This is a genomic window from Bifidobacterium ramosum, from assembly GCF_009299505.1.
Taxonomy (GTDB): Bacteria; Actinomycetota; Actinomycetes; order Actinomycetales; family Bifidobacteriaceae; genus Bifidobacterium; species Bifidobacterium ramosum.
This window is the reverse complement of sequence record NZ_WBSM01000001.1, coordinates 221,864-236,437: the sequence shown is the minus strand read 5'-3', so window position 1 is coordinate 236,437 and position 14,574 is coordinate 221,864. Positions and strand designations below refer to the sequence as shown.

At 64.4% G+C, this 14,574-nt stretch carries 11 protein-coding genes; 6 read left to right on the top strand and 5 right to left on the bottom strand.

Going from position 1 to position 14,574, the window contains the following annotated elements:
* Positions 1-31: 31 nt before the first annotated feature.
* The 4 genes from DSM100688_RS00895 to DSM100688_RS00880 form a co-directional block, all read right to left on the bottom strand.
* On the bottom strand, positions 32-982 hold the full coding sequence (locus tag DSM100688_RS00895) for a carbohydrate ABC transporter permease (protein ID WP_152357295.1): 951 nt from the start codon (positions 980-982) through the stop codon (positions 32-34).
* Positions 979-1,950, bottom strand: a complete 972-nt coding sequence (locus DSM100688_RS00890) for a carbohydrate ABC transporter permease (RefSeq protein ID WP_152357294.1) — start codon at positions 1,948-1,950, stop codon at positions 979-981. Before DSM100688_RS00890 ends, DSM100688_RS00895 begins: the two co-directional genes overlap by 4 nt.
* Positions 1,951-2,083: 133 nt before the next feature.
* Positions 2,084-3,403 (bottom strand): ABC transporter substrate-binding protein, encoded by a 1,320-nt coding sequence (locus DSM100688_RS00885; RefSeq protein ID WP_152357293.1) that lies wholly within the window; start codon positions 3,401-3,403, stop codon positions 2,084-2,086.
* A gap of 264 nt (positions 3,404-3,667) precedes the next feature.
* Positions 3,668-4,399, bottom strand: coding sequence for a copper homeostasis protein CutC (locus DSM100688_RS00880; protein WP_152357292.1), 732 nt, complete (start codon positions 4,397-4,399; stop codon positions 3,668-3,670).
* A gap of 197 nt (positions 4,400-4,596) precedes the next feature.
* Between DSM100688_RS00880 and DSM100688_RS00875 the strand changes: the two genes are divergently transcribed.
* The 6 genes from DSM100688_RS00875 (at position 4,597) to DSM100688_RS00850 (ending at position 11,973) form a co-directional block, all read left to right on the top strand.
* Positions 4,597-5,808 carry an ROK family transcriptional regulator gene (locus DSM100688_RS00875; RefSeq protein WP_152357291.1) on the top strand — a complete coding sequence of 404 codons (1,212 nt, stop codon included), beginning with the start codon at positions 4,597-4,599 and terminating at the stop codon, positions 5,806-5,808.
* Between the two features lie 73 nt (positions 5,809-5,881).
* The gene (locus DSM100688_RS00870) at positions 5,882-6,778 is read left to right on the top strand and encodes a carbohydrate kinase family protein (protein ID WP_152357290.1); all 897 of its coding nucleotides are present in this window, start codon (positions 5,882-5,884) and stop codon (positions 6,776-6,778) included.
* A gap of 219 nt (positions 6,779-6,997) precedes the next feature.
* Positions 6,998-7,387, top strand: a complete 390-nt coding sequence (locus DSM100688_RS00865; protein WP_152357289.1) for a VOC family protein — start codon at positions 6,998-7,000, stop codon at positions 7,385-7,387.
* A 130-nt stretch (positions 7,388-7,517) separates the two neighbouring features.
* Positions 7,518-8,900, top strand: coding sequence for an L-fucose:H+ symporter permease (gene fucP / locus DSM100688_RS00860; RefSeq protein WP_152357288.1), 1,383 nt, complete (start codon positions 7,518-7,520; stop codon positions 8,898-8,900).
* A 418-nt stretch (positions 8,901-9,318) separates the two neighbouring features.
* Complete coding sequence (locus DSM100688_RS00855) at positions 9,319-10,620, top strand: glycoside hydrolase family 125 protein (RefSeq protein ID WP_152357287.1); 1,302 nt, start codon at positions 9,319-9,321, stop codon at positions 10,618-10,620.
* Positions 10,621-10,737: 117 nt separating this feature from the next.
* Positions 10,738-11,973 (top strand): AGE family epimerase/isomerase, encoded by a 1,236-nt coding sequence (locus DSM100688_RS00850; protein WP_152357286.1) that lies wholly within the window; start codon positions 10,738-10,740, stop codon positions 11,971-11,973.
* 443 nt (positions 11,974-12,416) lie between these two features.
* On the opposite strand, the gene DSM100688_RS00845 is transcribed toward DSM100688_RS00850, so the two are convergent.
* Positions 12,417-14,528 carry a beta-N-acetylhexosaminidase gene (locus DSM100688_RS00845; protein WP_152357285.1) on the bottom strand — a complete coding sequence of 704 codons (2,112 nt, stop codon included), beginning with the start codon at positions 14,526-14,528 and terminating at the stop codon, positions 12,417-12,419.
* Between the last annotated feature and the right edge of the window lie 46 nt (positions 14,529-14,574).

Below are 14,574 nucleotides of genomic sequence, written 5' to 3'. Positions count from 1 at the left end.
GGCTCAATGCTGCCTTCGCTCGCCTATCGGCTCAGCCTTTAACCGCACCAGCGGCCAGTCCGGCCTGCCAATAGCGCTGGAGGCCGAGGAAGAGGATGATCACGGGCAGCACGCCGAGCAGCGCGCCCATCATGAGGGCGCCGCGCTCATTGAACGTGGCGAGCGAGACCATGCCATACAGGCCGAGCGTGACGGGCTTGAGCGTATCCGCCGAGATCATCATCAACGGCAGCAGGAAGTTGTTCCACGTCGCGACGAACAGGAACAGGAAGATCGTCACCATCGCCGGCGCGAGGATACGCAGCACGATGGTGAAGAAGATCCTTGCTTCGCTGGCGCCGTCGATGCGGGCGGCCTCGAGCAGTTCGTTCGGCACCGAGGTCTGCGCGTACACGCGGCCGAGGAAGAAGCCGAACGGCGAGACGCAGCACGGTATGATGACGGCGAGCATCGTGTCGGTCAGGTGCATCGCATGGAAGATCGAGTACTGCGGGATGGTCAGCAGCGCGGCCGGCATGAGCATGCAGCCCATGATGACGCCGATGGCGAGGTTCTTGCCGCGGAAGTTGAACTTGGCGGTGGCGTAGCCGGCCATGACGGCGACGAGCGTGCCAACGCCGGCCGAGACGCCCGAGTAGATCAGCGAGTTGAGCACCCAGCGCCAGAAGTTGCCGCGCGTCCAGCCCAGCAGCTTGCCGTAGTTGGTGGCGATCGCGTTCGGCAGGTCCGCGATGCCGACGGCGAACCACAGGCCGTTGCTGCCGGTCATCTGCGACGGCGTCTTGGTGGAGGCGATGATCGCCCAGTAGATCGGAAACAGGAAGTAGATGAGCGTCAGCACCAGCACGACGATGGTGACGGTCTTGACGGCCGCGGACGGCTGCATGGAACGCGGCAGGTCGTTGGCGTGCAGGTCGCGGATGCGATCGGCCTTCTTGCGCGCGCGCAGGGCGGCGCGCTCCTCCTGGGTCATACTGCTCATTCCTGGTTCACCTTCCTTTCGGCGAGGGCGTACAGCGCGGCGAGGATGCCGGCGATCAACGCCATGACGATGGCGATGGCGGATGCGGGGCCGTCGCCGCTCGGGGTAAGGGTGCCGCGCGAGGTGTAGAGGGCCATCATCATCGGCGTGAACGACTTGGAGATACTCGGGTCGGACACGGACATGATCTCCGGCTCGTTGAACAGCTGGATGGTGCCGACGATCGACAGCAGCATGGCGAGCAGGGCCGCGGCGCGCACGTTGGGCAGCTTGATGCGCATGGCGATCTGGAAGCCGTTCGCGCCGTCGATGCGAGCGGCCTCGTACAGATCGTGCGGGATGGCCTGCAACGCGGCGAGGAAGATCAGCATGTTGTAGCCGGTGAACGTCCACGTGGTGATGTTGGCCATCGAGCCGATCACGATGTTCTTGGCGAAGAAGTCGACGTTGATGCCGATGGCCGCGAGTCCCTTGACGATCGGCGAGATCTGGCCGTTGTACAGGAACACCCAGATGATCGACGCGACGACGCCGGGGATGGCGTACGGCAGGAAGTAGCCGAGACGGAACACGGTGACGCGCTTGACGATGAACGAGTCGAGCAGCATGGCGAGCGCCAGTGCGGCGATGATCATGAACGGCACCTGGATGAGCGTGTAGAGCAGCACACGGCCGATGCCGGACCAGAACGCGCTGGAGGTGACGACGTACTGGAAGTTCTGGAGGCCGACGAACTTGTTGACGAGTTTGCCGCCGCCGTATGCGCCGCCCCCTTCGGCGACCTGACGGAAGAAGCTGGAATAGATGGCCCAGACGATGGGCAGGATGAAGACGAGCGCGAACAGGATGGCGAACGGGGCCATGAAGGCCCAGCCGGTGCGGTTCTCGCGCTTGGCGGCGTCGGAACGCTTCGGCTTGGATGTTGTTCCGGCCTTGGTCGCGTTCGCCGCATGCGTGGTGTCAGTCATGGGAACGACCTTTGCTTTCGGAGATACGATGCGATTCATAAGGAAAGGCCGGAGCGTTGGACTCCGGCCTTTCTTCAGATGGTGTGGGAACGGCTGTCATCTGCCGGAAAAGGCCCGGTCAGCGACCTGTTCGTCACTCCTTGACGGACAGGTTGAGGTTCTTCAGCGTGTCGATGGAGGTCGTCTGCGCGGTGGAGAAGATGTCCTCGACCTTGCCGGAACCGTCGACGGCCTTGGCCGCGGTCGTGTTCATCGCGGCGGCGACGGCGGAGAAGCCCGGCATGTAGGTGAAGTCGCCCATGTTGTTGTTCGCGGTCTTGAACTCGGCCATGATGTCCTGGCCGCCGAAGAACTCGGCCCACTTCTCGGGGGTCTTGGCGTCGGCGGTGGTGGCGGCCGGCACGAGGCCCTGGGAGACGAGGTCGGAGATCTGCGTGTTGAACCAGTCGAGGAACTCCATGGCCTCCTTCGGGTGCTTGGAGGTCTTGAGCACCGCGACGCCGGAGCCGCCGTCGGGGCCGGTCTTGCCGGCGTTGTCGAACCAGTCGCCGAGCTGGGCGACCTGCCAGTCGCCGGCGCCGGTCTCGCCGGCGGAGGCCATGAACAGCGGGGCCTCCCATGCGGCGGCCACGGTGCCGATCAGCGAGCCGTCCTGCAGCGAGGCGTCGAAGGAGGCGTCCCAACGGGCGTTGGTGGTGGCGGCCTTCGCGTCGATGAGCTGCTGGTAGAGGTCGGCGACGGCCTTGGAACCGTCGGTTTCGGTGTTGACGACCCACGCGTCGTCCACGACCTTGTACCAACCGCCGGAGGCACCGGCCAGACCGGAGATCATGTTGCCGGCCTCATCGGGCTGGTAGGACATGATGTACTTGCCCGCGGCCGCGGCCTTCTTGGCGGAGGCGATCATCTCGTCGGCTGTCTTCGGCACGGTGATGCCGAGCTTGTCGAATTCGGCCTTGTTGTAGAAGTAAACGAGCGGGCCGGTGTCCTGCGGCAGGCCGAAGTACTTGCCGCCGACCTGCATGAGCGAGTACGGGCCGGACGCGAAGTGGTCCTTGTACTGTTCGGCGTACTCGGTGACGTCCTGCAGCATGTCCTTGGTGAAGACCTCCGGCAGCTCGGCGTAGCCGACCTGCGCAAGGTCGGGCGCGTTGTCGTTCTTGACGTCGGTCTCGAGCTTCTTGATCATTTCGGAGGCCTTGCCGTCGAACTTGGTGGCCTTGACCTGGATCTCGGGATGCTCCTTGTTCCACTTGGCGACGATGTCGTTGACGAGTACCATGCCGTCGTTGTCGGGCAGACGGTGCATGTAGGTGATGTTCACCACGCCGCCGTCGGACGGGTCTCCGCCGGACGCGTTGTTGTTGTCGTTGGTGGTCGAGCCACAGCCCGCGAGCCCCACGGACAGTGCGGCCACCGCGGCCAGGGACGCCATCATTCGTTTGTTGACCATTGTTCCTACTCCTCTATGAGATGGGAGCCACCGCCTCATTGCGGCAACTACCTGTCAGCATAGAGGTATGCGGACTATTTGTCAACTTCCTTAACATGAATAGCGTGTCACCGGAAATCCCGTGATATCACGGGAATTCCAGCGGCAATACCACACTTACTTACCGTGCATTCATTATCTTTATGGCAATCATCTTTGCCATATTGCCACGGCGACGGCGCAGACACCTTGTGCGCACCATCGCCGCACCATCGCCGCGCAGCGTCAACGCATGGCGGCGACGGCGGCGCGCACGATGCCGCGGTCGGTGCGTTCAATCGGCGCATCGCCGCCGCCTCCGGGGCCGCCGGCCGAGGCGACGAGCGTCTTGGCCGACAGGTGCACGGCGTCGACGCCGGTGGCGCGCACCGCGGCGATGTTGTCCGGGCGCACGCCGCCGCCGGCCTCGATCTGGATGCGTCCGGCCGCATACCCCACCAGATCGCGCAGGGCATCGAGCCCCTCAGGCACGCTCGGCGCGCCGCCCGAGGTAAGCACGCGCGTGAATCCGAGGTCGACAAGCGTGTCGAGGGCGGCGTGGCGGTCGGGCACCATGTCGAACGCGCGGTGGAACGTGATCTGCACATGCCGATTGCACCGCTGCGCCTCGGCGTGCGCCTCATCAACCAGTTGGCGGGCGAAGTCGACGTCGATCGTGCCGTCGGCGTTCAATCCGCCGACCACCACGCCGGACGCGCCGGCGAGGATCGAGGAGCGCACGTCGACGATCTGCACGCGCTTGTCGGCGTCGTCGAACACGAACGAGCCGGCGCGCGGCCGGATGAGCACCTGCACGCCCTGCGGCAGCCCCACGTGGGCGCACGACTGGATCATGCCGTAGCTGGCGGTGAGGCCGCCCGTCGCGCCGAGCGCCGCGCACAGTTCGATGCGGTCAGCGCCCTCCTCCAGGGCGATGCGGGCGCCCTCGACGTCCTGTACCGCAATCTCCACAGTCATCTCCCACCATCCTCCTCGATGCCGTGCTGCCGGGCATCACGCACCGCCCGTCAGCGATCATGATCACCGTATCATTGCGGCCGCGACCACGGCGAACCGGCGACACGCCGGACTTGTCCACGTGAGTTAACGTCGTTAATATATGAATCACGTTCAGATTCGATGGAGATGAACACGAGGAGGTGCATACGATGAACATGACGACGACCACCAACGCAACCGCATCACAGGCGTCGGTATCGGAATCCAACCGTTCACGCATCCTCCAGCATCTCTACCACAACGGCATCAGCTCGCGCGCGCAGATCGCGCAGGCGCTCGGCCTCACGCCGGCCGCCATCACCAAGATCACCGCACGGCTGCTCGAGGCCGGCGTCATCGCCGAAACCGGCGATTTCGAAGGCAGCAAGAACCGCCGTTCCATCGGACTCGAACTCGACACCACGCGCTTCCACGTCATCGGCGTCAAATTCGCCCGCAGCCTCGTGCAGGTGGGCGTGTTTGACCTCGCCGGCAAGCCGCTGTCGGTGCAGGAACTGCCGAAGGTCTCCGAGAACACCATCGACGAATCCGTCGCACTGCTGCACGGCATCATCGACGACCTGCGCCGCAAGGACCCGGCCGTCGTCGCCGTCGGCATGGCCGTGCCCGGCCCGTACCTGCGCGACGTCGGCCGCACCGCGGTCGTCTCCTCGATGCAGGGCTGGCGCAAGGTCAACTTCCTGCGCGAGTTCGCCGACGACTCCCCTCTGCCGCTGTTCGTCGAACAGGACGCCCGCGCCGGAGCACTGGCCCAGTACCTGTTCGATCCCAACGTGACCACCGACTGCCTCGCCTACTACCTCGTCGGCGAAGGCGTCGGCCTCGGCGTGATCGACCACGGCGCGCTCATCAACGGCGCGCAGGGCGCCGCCGCCGAAATCGGCCACATCAGCATCGACATCCACGGCAAGCCCTGCGACTGCGGCAACGTGGGCTGCCTCGAACGGTACTGCTCCACCCCCGCCATCCACGAGATGATCCTCGAGGAGGGTGACCTCATCCCCGACGCCACCGAACTGTCCCACACCGAAGCCAGCCGCCGGCTGTTCGCCATGGCCAAGGACGGCAACGCGCGCGCCGAACGACTCGTGCGCCAGGTCGCGCGCACCGTCGGCTTCGGCTGCGTCACCGTATTCAACGCCTTCAACCCGCAGCATATCGTCATCGGCGACATCGTCGCCGAAGCCGGCCCCATGCTTCTCGAGGAGGTGCGCCACGTCGTCGACGCGCACACCATCCCCGAACTCAACACGGCCACGACCATCAGTCTGTCATCACTCCCCGCGGACGCGGCGCTCAACGGCGCGGCGGCCGTCGCGATCACCCAGTTCCTCACGAACCCATCGCTGTTCTTCGAACTGACCTGACCGCCCATCAAGATTTCCCGGACCACACGGAAAAACCCAACAACCAAGAAACAAGAAAAGGAAAGGAACCGACATGGCAAAGCCCATCGTCCTGTCACTCGGAGAACTCCTCTGGGATATGCTGCCCACCGGCAAGCGCGCCGGCGGCGCCCCCGTCAACTTCGCGTACCACGCGATGATGAACGGCACCGAAGGCTGGTCCATCAGCGCCGTCGGCGAGGACGAGCTCGGCGACGAACTGCTCGTGGAGGCCGAGAAGGCCGGCATCCACACCATCATCCAGCGCAACGCCTGGCCGACCTCCACCGTCGAGGTGGCCCTGAAGAACGGCATCCCGGAGTACACCATCGTCAAGGGCGTCGCCTGGGACCACCTGCTGCTCACCCGCGAGCTCATCGAGGTCGCCGAACAGGCCGACGCCGTCTGCTTCGGCACTCTGGGACTGCGCTCCCAGGAGTCGCACGACACCATCGTCGAGCTGCTCAAGCACACCAAGCCGTCCGCGATGCGCTTCTTCGACATCAACCTGCGCGGCGACCACTACTCCAAGGAGCTCATCGAGGAGCTGCTCGGCTACGCCACCGTCTTCAAGATCAACGACGCCGAACTGCTGCTCCTGCGCGACATGTTCGATATCCGCGGCACCTCCGACGACGAGGCCTGCCGCTGGTTCATGACCGAGTACGGCCTGGACTACGTGATCCTGACCGGCGGTTCCACCTTCTCGACCATCATCTCCAAGAACGGCGAATCCTCCACGCTCAACACCCCGCATGTCGAGGTCAACGACACCGTGGGCGCCGGTGACTCGTTCTCCGGCACGTTCACCGCGAAGATCCTGCTTGGCAACACCCTTGCCGAGGCGCACCGCGCGGCCGTGAACACCGCCGCCTTCGTGTGCACCCAGGCCGGCGCCTGGCCGAAGTACCCGGAGGTCATGCCGGACTACCTCGCCGAAGCCGGCGAGTGACCCATCGTCGGTTCGGTTGCGCCGCATCCATCGTCGGCGCGGCGCAACCGAACCGATCGGGCTGGCAACGAGGCCACTTCCTTTCTCTCCTCTCCCATCCACGGCATACGCGTTCCCGCAACAGCCGACGCATCGTCATGCGACGGCATCGAACCCGTTTGCCGGGCAATCCGCATCACGTCATCCCCTATCATCCGACACCAACCACAAGGAGTCATCATGGCCATTCAGGACACCGTCACCGGCGTGCAGCACGTCGGCATCCCCACCACCGATCTGGAAGGCACCATCGCCTACTACGAGAAGCTCGGCTTCGAATGCCTCGGCATCTACCCGAACGGCGCGGACCGCTGCACCTTCCTTCGTCTGAACAACCTCACCCTCGAGGTGTGGACGATGGACCCGACCCCGATGGAAAACGGCGCGATCAACCACTTCGCGCTCGACTCCACCGACATCGAGGCGTCGTTCGCCGAAGCGCAGAAGCTCGGCCTGAACTTCGTCGAAGGTTCCATCCAGCACATCGACACGTTCTGGGAGCACGGCATCCGCTACTTCAACGTGCTCGGTCCGAACCACGAGGTCATCGAGTTCTGCCAGATCATGTAGTCCGCCACCGCGGAACGCCACTCTTTCTCTTGGACATGCCGTGCGGGCCCGCACACCGTTCGTCGGACGCCCGCACGGCGAAACAACGCTGTTTTTCATCAAAAAAGGGATCATAAAAAGGGAATCACCAATGAGCAAGACAACCTCCGCAACGACGCCGTGGGTCGAAAGCCCCGACGGCTACCTCGACCGCACGCCGGTCCTCCAGTTCGCCATGACCTCGGTGCTGTTCGCCTTCTGGGCGATAGCCTCCAGCCTCAACGACGTGCTGATCACCCAGTTCAAGCCGGTGTTCGAGCTGACCGACATGCAGACCGCCCTCGTACAGAGCGCGTTCTACGCCGGCTACTTCATCATCGCCATCCCCGCCTCGCTGTTCATCAAGAAGACCAGCTACAAGGTCGGCATCATGACCGGCCTCGCGTTCTTCGCGCTCGGCTGCTTCATCTTCTTCCCCGCCTCGCGCCTGATCACGTACGAGATCTTCCTGTTCGCCATCTTCGTCGAGGCGATCGGCCTGAGCTTCCTCGAGACCTCGGCCGACACGTACGCCACGCTGCTCGGCCCGAAGCGCCTGAGCACGCTGCGCCTCAACGTCGCGCAGACCATGAACGCGCTCGGCCTGCTGTCTGGCGTGCTGCTCGGCAAATACTTCGTGTTCCAGGACTCCAACCTGCACACCGAGATGGAGAAGCTGCGCAAGACCAACCCGCAGGCGGCGCTCGACCTCGCCTCCGAGCAGCTCGGCCGCACGCTGCAGCCGTACATCGTCGTCATGATCGTCATGCTCGTGTTCATCGTGCTGTTCGCGATCGTGAAGTTCCCGAAGTGCCGCCCGCAGACCAAGGAGGGCGACGTCGCCAAGGCCACGCTCGGAGAGACGATGACCTACCTCGGCCACAACGGCCGCTTCTGGCAGGGCATCGCCATCCAGTTCATCTACATCGGCGCGCAGACCGGCATCTGGTCGTTCACCATGCGACTGGCCCTGAACGTGTCCGAGCAGGCCGGCAATCCGATCTCCGACCGCGAGTCCGCGAACTACATGATGATCAGCTACATCATCTTCTTCGTCGGCCGTATCTCCGCCTCCTACCTGCTGTCGAAGTTCCGTGAGACGCGCGTGCTCGCGGTCTACATGATCGTCGGCTGCGTGGTGCTCATCGGCACGGCGTTCGTGCCCGGCATGGCGTCCGTCTGGCTCGCGGTGCTCGTCTCCCTGTTCCTCGGCCCGGGCTGGCCGACGATCTACTCGCGTACGCTCAAGACCGTCGAGGACCGCCGCCACACCGAGACCGCCGGCGCGATCATCGTGATGGCGCTCGTCGGCGGTGCGATCCTGCCGATGGCGCAGGGCGCGCTCTCCGACGCGGTGAACATGCAGTTCTCGTTCATCCTGCCGGCCATCGAGCTGCTCATCGTCGGCCTGTACTTCGTCTCCGAATTCAAGCGCGACAAGTACACCCCGGCCCAGCTCAAGGCCATGACCGAAGACGGCGAGATCGCCAACTGACGGCGAACAACCGCCCACCCCGGTTGAGCACAGCCGGTCCCCACCGGACGCTCAGCCCCGTGCGCCCCGAACCCTTCGGGCGTCCGCTCCCCTTAACGGACATACAGCCGATTCCACCCCCGGAATCGGCTGTATGTCCGTTAAGGGTTTGCGGTTTCAGAGGTTAAGCTGTCAGTTCCAAGACAATACACTGCCGGTCGCGGAGTCTCCACACGGTTCCGGAGTCCCCGCGACCGCTACGTCATCCTTTTTTCAACGGACATACAGCCGATTCCGGTACTCGAATCGGCTGTATGTCCGTTTTTGGTTGGGGTTCGCGGAGTACGTCGCGTGTCGCCAACTAAAGCGGTTTAGAATGGCACCGTACAACATATCGGAGTACAGCAACCCGCCATCCTTTGACAAAGAAGTTGGAGCCATGACCTACACCGAAGTGCCGCAGTCCGTCGCGGCGTTCATGCAGCATATCACCGACCTGTGCGGCGACGAGCACGCCCGCTGGGCCGAGAATTTCAACGCCTGTTTCGCCAACACGCTGCTCACCACCGTCAAACGGTACGACGATGGCACCACGTTCCTGCTCACCGGCGACATCCCGGCCATGTGGCTGCGCGACTCGACCGCACAGGTGCGCCCGTACCTCGTCATCGCCAAGGACGATCCCGATCTGGCCGACATGATCGCCGGTCTCGTACGCCGGCAGTTCCGTTGCATCGGCATCGACCCGTACGCGAACGCGTTCAACGAGCAGCCGAACGGCAACACGTGGGATCCGCGCGACTCGTCCGACTTCTCCAGCCCGTGGCTGTGGGAGCGCAAGTACGAGGTGGATTCGCTGTGCTATCCGATCCAGCTCGCGTGGCTGCTGTACGCGAACACCGGCCGTACCGACCACTTCGACGACACGTTCGTCGCCGGCGTGCGTCGCATCCTCGACGTGTTCGAAACCGAGCAGGACCACACCGCGCGATCGCCGTACTTCTTCGTACGCGACACCGACATCCCCACCGAAACGCTCGCCAACGACGGCAAGGGCTCCCCCGTCGCCGTCACCGGCATGACATGGTCCGGCTTCCGTCCGAGCGACGACGCGTGCACCTACCACTATCTGGTGCCGTCGAACATGTTCGCGGCAGTGGTCATGGGCTATCTCGAGCGTATCTTCGGCGGCGACGTCCTCGACGATCCGACGATCGCCGCACGCGCGCGGACGCTGCGCGAATCGATCACGCACGGCATCGAAACGTACGCGAAGACCAGCAACCGCGACGGCGAGACGATCTACGCGTATGAGACGGACGGTCTGGGACACTACAACGTCATGGACGACAGCAACGTGCCGAGCCTCATGGCCGCGCCGTATCTTGGCTACTGCGCGAGCGACGACCCGACGTATCTGGCGACGCGGCGCACGCTGCTGAGCGACGAGAACCCGTTCTATTACGAGGGCGAATACCTGCGCGGCATCGGCTCGCCGCACACGCCGCCGCGTTACGTGTGGCCGATCGCGCTGGCGATCGAGGCGATGACGAGCGGCGACCGCGAGGTCGAGGCGCGCATCCTCGACCGACTCGTCGCCACCGACGCCGGCACGCATCTCATGCACGAGGGCATCGACGTGGACGATCCGACGAAGTACACGCGCGAATGGTTCAGCTGGTCGAACATGATGTTCTGCGAACTGGTCATGGACTATTTCGACATTCGCGTCAAGCGATGACGACGACTGGCAGTATTATGGAAAGCGTTTACCGTACGATATGACCGATGTGCACGACGGGACGACCAGTGATGGACGGCACTCGCCGCGCACATCATATCCAAGGAAGGAACAATAATGAGTACCAATCCGAGATATGTCCTCGGCACCGAGGCCAACCGCATCTTCATGGCGTCCGAAACCTACGAGCTACTGAACTTCGGTAAGGGCTTCCCCGCAGCGGTCGGAGGCTCCGGCTGGTTGAACGCCGACGGCACCATCGACCCGTCGCACGGCGAGGAGACGTGGATCACGAGCCGCATGGCGCACGTCTACTCGATCGGCGAAATGCTGGGATACCCGGGCGCGGGCGAGCTGGCAGACAAGGCGCTGAACGGCCTGACGGGCGTGCTGCACGATGACAAGAACGGCGGCTGGTACCCGCAGGTGCATGAGGACGGCACCCCGGAGCCGGGCAAGGTCTGCTACGCGCACGCGTTCGTGATCCTCGCCGCCTCGTCCGCACTGCTGGCCGACCGCCCGGGCGCCAAGGCGCTGCTCGACGAGGCGCTGGCCACCTACGACAAGCACTTCTGGGACGAGAAGATCGGCCTCGCGGTCGATACGTGGAACACCGAGTTCACCGAACTCGACCCATACCGCGGCCTCAACGCGAACATGCACACCACCGAGGCGTTCCTCGCCGTGGCCGACGCCACCGGCGACAACTCCTACCGCGTGCGCGCCGGCCGCATCATCGACCATGTGATCGGCTGGGCCAAGGACAACGAGTGGCGCATCCCCGAGCACTTCGCCTCCGACTGGACCGTCGAGCTCGAATTCAACGCCGACAAGAAGGACGACCAGTTCAAGCCGTACGGCGCCACCCCGGGCCACGGCATCGAATGGGCGCGCCTGATCACCCAGTGGGCGCTGAGCTCGTTCGCGAACCTCGAGGGCGCCGAGCCATACATCGAGGCCGCCGAGCACCTGTTCGCGCGCGCCGTGGCCGACGCATGGAACGCCGACGGCACCGTCGGCCTCGCGTACACGACCGACTGGAACGGCAAGCCGGTGGTCACCGACCGCATGCACTGGACGCTGGCCGAGTCGCTCAACACCTCCGCCTCGCTGTACGCGGCGACCGGCAAAGAGGAGTACGCGCAGTGGTACGCCACGTTCGCGCAGTACGTCGACGAGCATGTGATCGACCACCAGGGCGGCTCGTGGTTCCACCAGCTCGACAAGGACAACCACGTGATCGACACCGTGTGGCCGGGCAAGTCCGACCTGTACCACGCGTTCCAGTCGACGCTGATCCCGTACCTCGACCCGGCGGTATCCATCGCCACCGCCGTCAAGAACGCGGCCTGACCTATCCCCTTCCCTCTCCCCTTGACGGACATACAGCCGATTCGGATACCGAAATCGGCTGTATGTCCGTTAGAAAAAAGAAACGCAAGAACACGCGGTAAAGAAGACAGCGAATAGGGCAACGAATACCAACGAATAAGAATGTCGTCTTTACTGCTCACATGTCTCAACGGACATGCAGCCGATTCTTCCTATGAAATCGGCTGTATGTCCGTTAATGTATTGCGGGAATCGGAAACGACGAAACGCCACTGCGACCTCACACCATCACGTCCAGTACGACGTCACGTCATGATCAACAATCACCGCTCCCCCTCAACGGACATGCAGCCGATTTCGTATGGGAAATCGGCTGCATGTCCGTTTGAGTATAAGGCGGCATCGGTAGGTAACGTCAGCGGCGTACGTGACGTACGCGACGCGCAACCTCAGCGGTCGGAACGTCAGTGACGCAACGCACGCAGGTAGTCGCAGGCCTTCCAGAGGACGGCGGCGATGCGACGCAGCTCGGACTCGCGGCTGACTTCGCGCCACTGATCGCAATACCGTTCGAACCACGACTCGAGCTTGTCCGCCAGCGCATCGGGGGACGGCAGGTCCCCCGCCACATCCTCCGCGCGCAACGCGCCCGCATCGATCGCCAACGCCAGACCGACGTCGTTCATCAGGTCCTGTCCTCGCGCGGCGAGCAGCCATGCGGCCACGTCGTCATGCGGCACCGCCGCACCGTCGTACGCCGCACAGCAGGCGTCCTGCATGATGCGCAACGCATCGGAACCACGGGCAGCGCCATCGTCACGCGCACCGCACGAGCCATCCGTACCGTCCACACCGCGTGCATCATCCACATCATCCGCGCCGCTCGCACCGTCGCGCAACTCGGCGACATGCTCCGCGACCGGCTGCATGACGATCCGCCGTGCCTCCTGCAGATCGCCGCGACGACATACCTCGGCCCGCCGGTCCGCGTCGATCCACCATACCGAGTTCACCACGTCGGCGTTCACCGAGCCGTCCGGCTCCTCGACCTCGACGAACCGCACGATGTCCTCCCATACGGCGGCGGTCTGCGCCGACGCATGCTCGGCGGCAGCCACGAATCCACCGGACCGGTCGCCGTACTCCAGCCGCGCGATCATCGCGGCCATCGCCTCGAACGACAGCTCCCGCGCGCTCCACGCGCACTGGCCGCCCATGACCAGCGCCGGTATGCTCATCCGCGGATCGTTGACATGCCCGTAGTCGCCCCAGTCGGTAAGCAGGAACCCTTCGGCGTGCGCCTCGCGGCCATACCGCGCCAACCGCGCGATGTTGCGCCACGTCGGCTCGACGAACGGCAGCATCCGGTTCCACGCGTGCGCCGCCGGGCAGACGACCTGCCGCACGCCGCGGTCGGCCACGAGCCGCACCTTCTCGTCGGTGCAGTCGGGATCGTACTGCCAGTTGAGCAGGATCGCATCGGACGGCAGCTGCGGCAGCACCTCCGGCATCTCGATGGCGATGTCGCCCCACAGCATCGGCTCGCGGCCGCGCGAGGACACGTACGCGCACAGCCGGTTGACGTAGCGCACATACAGCGCGGAGATGCCAAGCCGTTCGGCCGTCTCGTGCGAGCGCCCCTTGCCGAGGTCGAACGTCTCGTCGGCGCAGATGTTGAACCTGCGCGAGCGGAACAGCGGCATGTATTCGTCGATGAGCCGCTTCGAGAACGCGAACGACTCTTCGAGCGTGACGTTGAGCGTGTGGTGGTGCATGCGTTCGACGAAGCTGAACGGGCGGTCGGCGGCGTCGGGGAACTCCCCCAGTTCGCGCAGCGCGTTGGTGCGCAGGGCCATGTACAGGTGGCCGAACGTGGACACCGACGGCACGAGTTCGATGCCGCGCTCCCAGCAGTATGCGTCGAACGCGGTGATGTCGTCGGCGGTGAGCGGCGAGGCGCCACGCCACGCCTCGCTCATGCCGCGGAAGGCGAACGCGTGCTCGATGTAGAGCTGCAGCTGGTTGTATTTGTAGAGGCACAGTTCGTCGGCCCAGTGCTTGAGCCAGTCGAGGGTGGGGACGCGCCCGCGCGACACGTCGAGGTAGTAGCCGCGCATCGGCGTCGCCGGACGGTCTTCGATGTGCAGCGCCGGCAGGACGGGGGCGGTCTGGCGTATGATCTGGCGCAGCGTCTGCACGCCGTACCGCACGCCGGCCAGGTCGCCGCCGCGGATGACGACGCCACGCTCGTCGATGTCGAGCGTGTATTCCTGCGCGGCGAGGGCGCGGTCGATGCGCAGGGCGATCGTCGCATGGTCGGTGTCGCGGGGTTCCGATGATTCGTCGCGGACGGTCGCATCGCGTACGATGGCGTATGACGTGACGCCACGTCGCCGCAGTTCGTCCTGCAGCTGACGCATGATGACGTCGCCGGCCCGGCTTGGTTCGTACCACTGCGCTATGCCGACGTGGTCCAGCCGCAGTGCGGGACCGTTCGGCTCCCGCATGACGTTCGGTGTCGGGATGATCGTCGGCCCATGATGCTCGGCAATGTCATGAATGTCGGTTTCGGACATGGTAACGCTCCTTTACGTTGCGTTGATTGAATATCGAAAAGTCGTA

What these genes read in the sequence shown, in the direction of transcription:
- DSM100688_RS00895 (WP_152357295.1), bottom strand. Translation starts at nt 982, where the DNA reads ATGAGCAGTATGACCCAGGAGGAGCGCGCCGCCCTGCGCGCGCGCAAG.
- DSM100688_RS00890 (WP_152357294.1), bottom strand. Translation starts at nt 1,950, where the DNA reads ATGACTGACACCACGCATGCGGCGAACGCGACCAAGGCCGGAACAACA.
- DSM100688_RS00885 (WP_152357293.1), bottom strand. Translation starts at nt 3,403, where the DNA reads ATGGTCAACAAACGAATGATGGCGTCCCTGGCCGCGGTGGCCGCACTG.
- DSM100688_RS00880 (WP_152357292.1), bottom strand. Translation starts at nt 4,399, where the DNA reads ATGACTGTGGAGATTGCGGTACAGGACGTCGAGGGCGCCCGCATCGCC.
- DSM100688_RS00875 (WP_152357291.1), top strand. Translation starts at nt 4,597, where the DNA reads ATGACGACGACCACCAACGCAACCGCATCACAGGCGTCGGTATCGGAA.
- DSM100688_RS00870 (WP_152357290.1), top strand. Translation starts at nt 5,882, where the DNA reads ATGGCAAAGCCCATCGTCCTGTCACTCGGAGAACTCCTCTGGGATATG.
- DSM100688_RS00865 (WP_152357289.1), top strand. Translation starts at nt 6,998, where the DNA reads ATGGCCATTCAGGACACCGTCACCGGCGTGCAGCACGTCGGCATCCCC.
- fucP (WP_152357288.1), top strand. Translation starts at nt 7,518, where the DNA reads ATGAGCAAGACAACCTCCGCAACGACGCCGTGGGTCGAAAGCCCCGAC.
- DSM100688_RS00855 (WP_152357287.1), top strand. Translation starts at nt 9,319, where the DNA reads ATGACCTACACCGAAGTGCCGCAGTCCGTCGCGGCGTTCATGCAGCAT.
- DSM100688_RS00850 (WP_152357286.1), top strand. Translation starts at nt 10,738, where the DNA reads ATGAGTACCAATCCGAGATATGTCCTCGGCACCGAGGCCAACCGCATC.
- DSM100688_RS00845 (WP_152357285.1), bottom strand. Translation starts at nt 14,528, where the DNA reads ATGTCCGAAACCGACATTCATGACATTGCCGAGCATCATGGGCCGACG.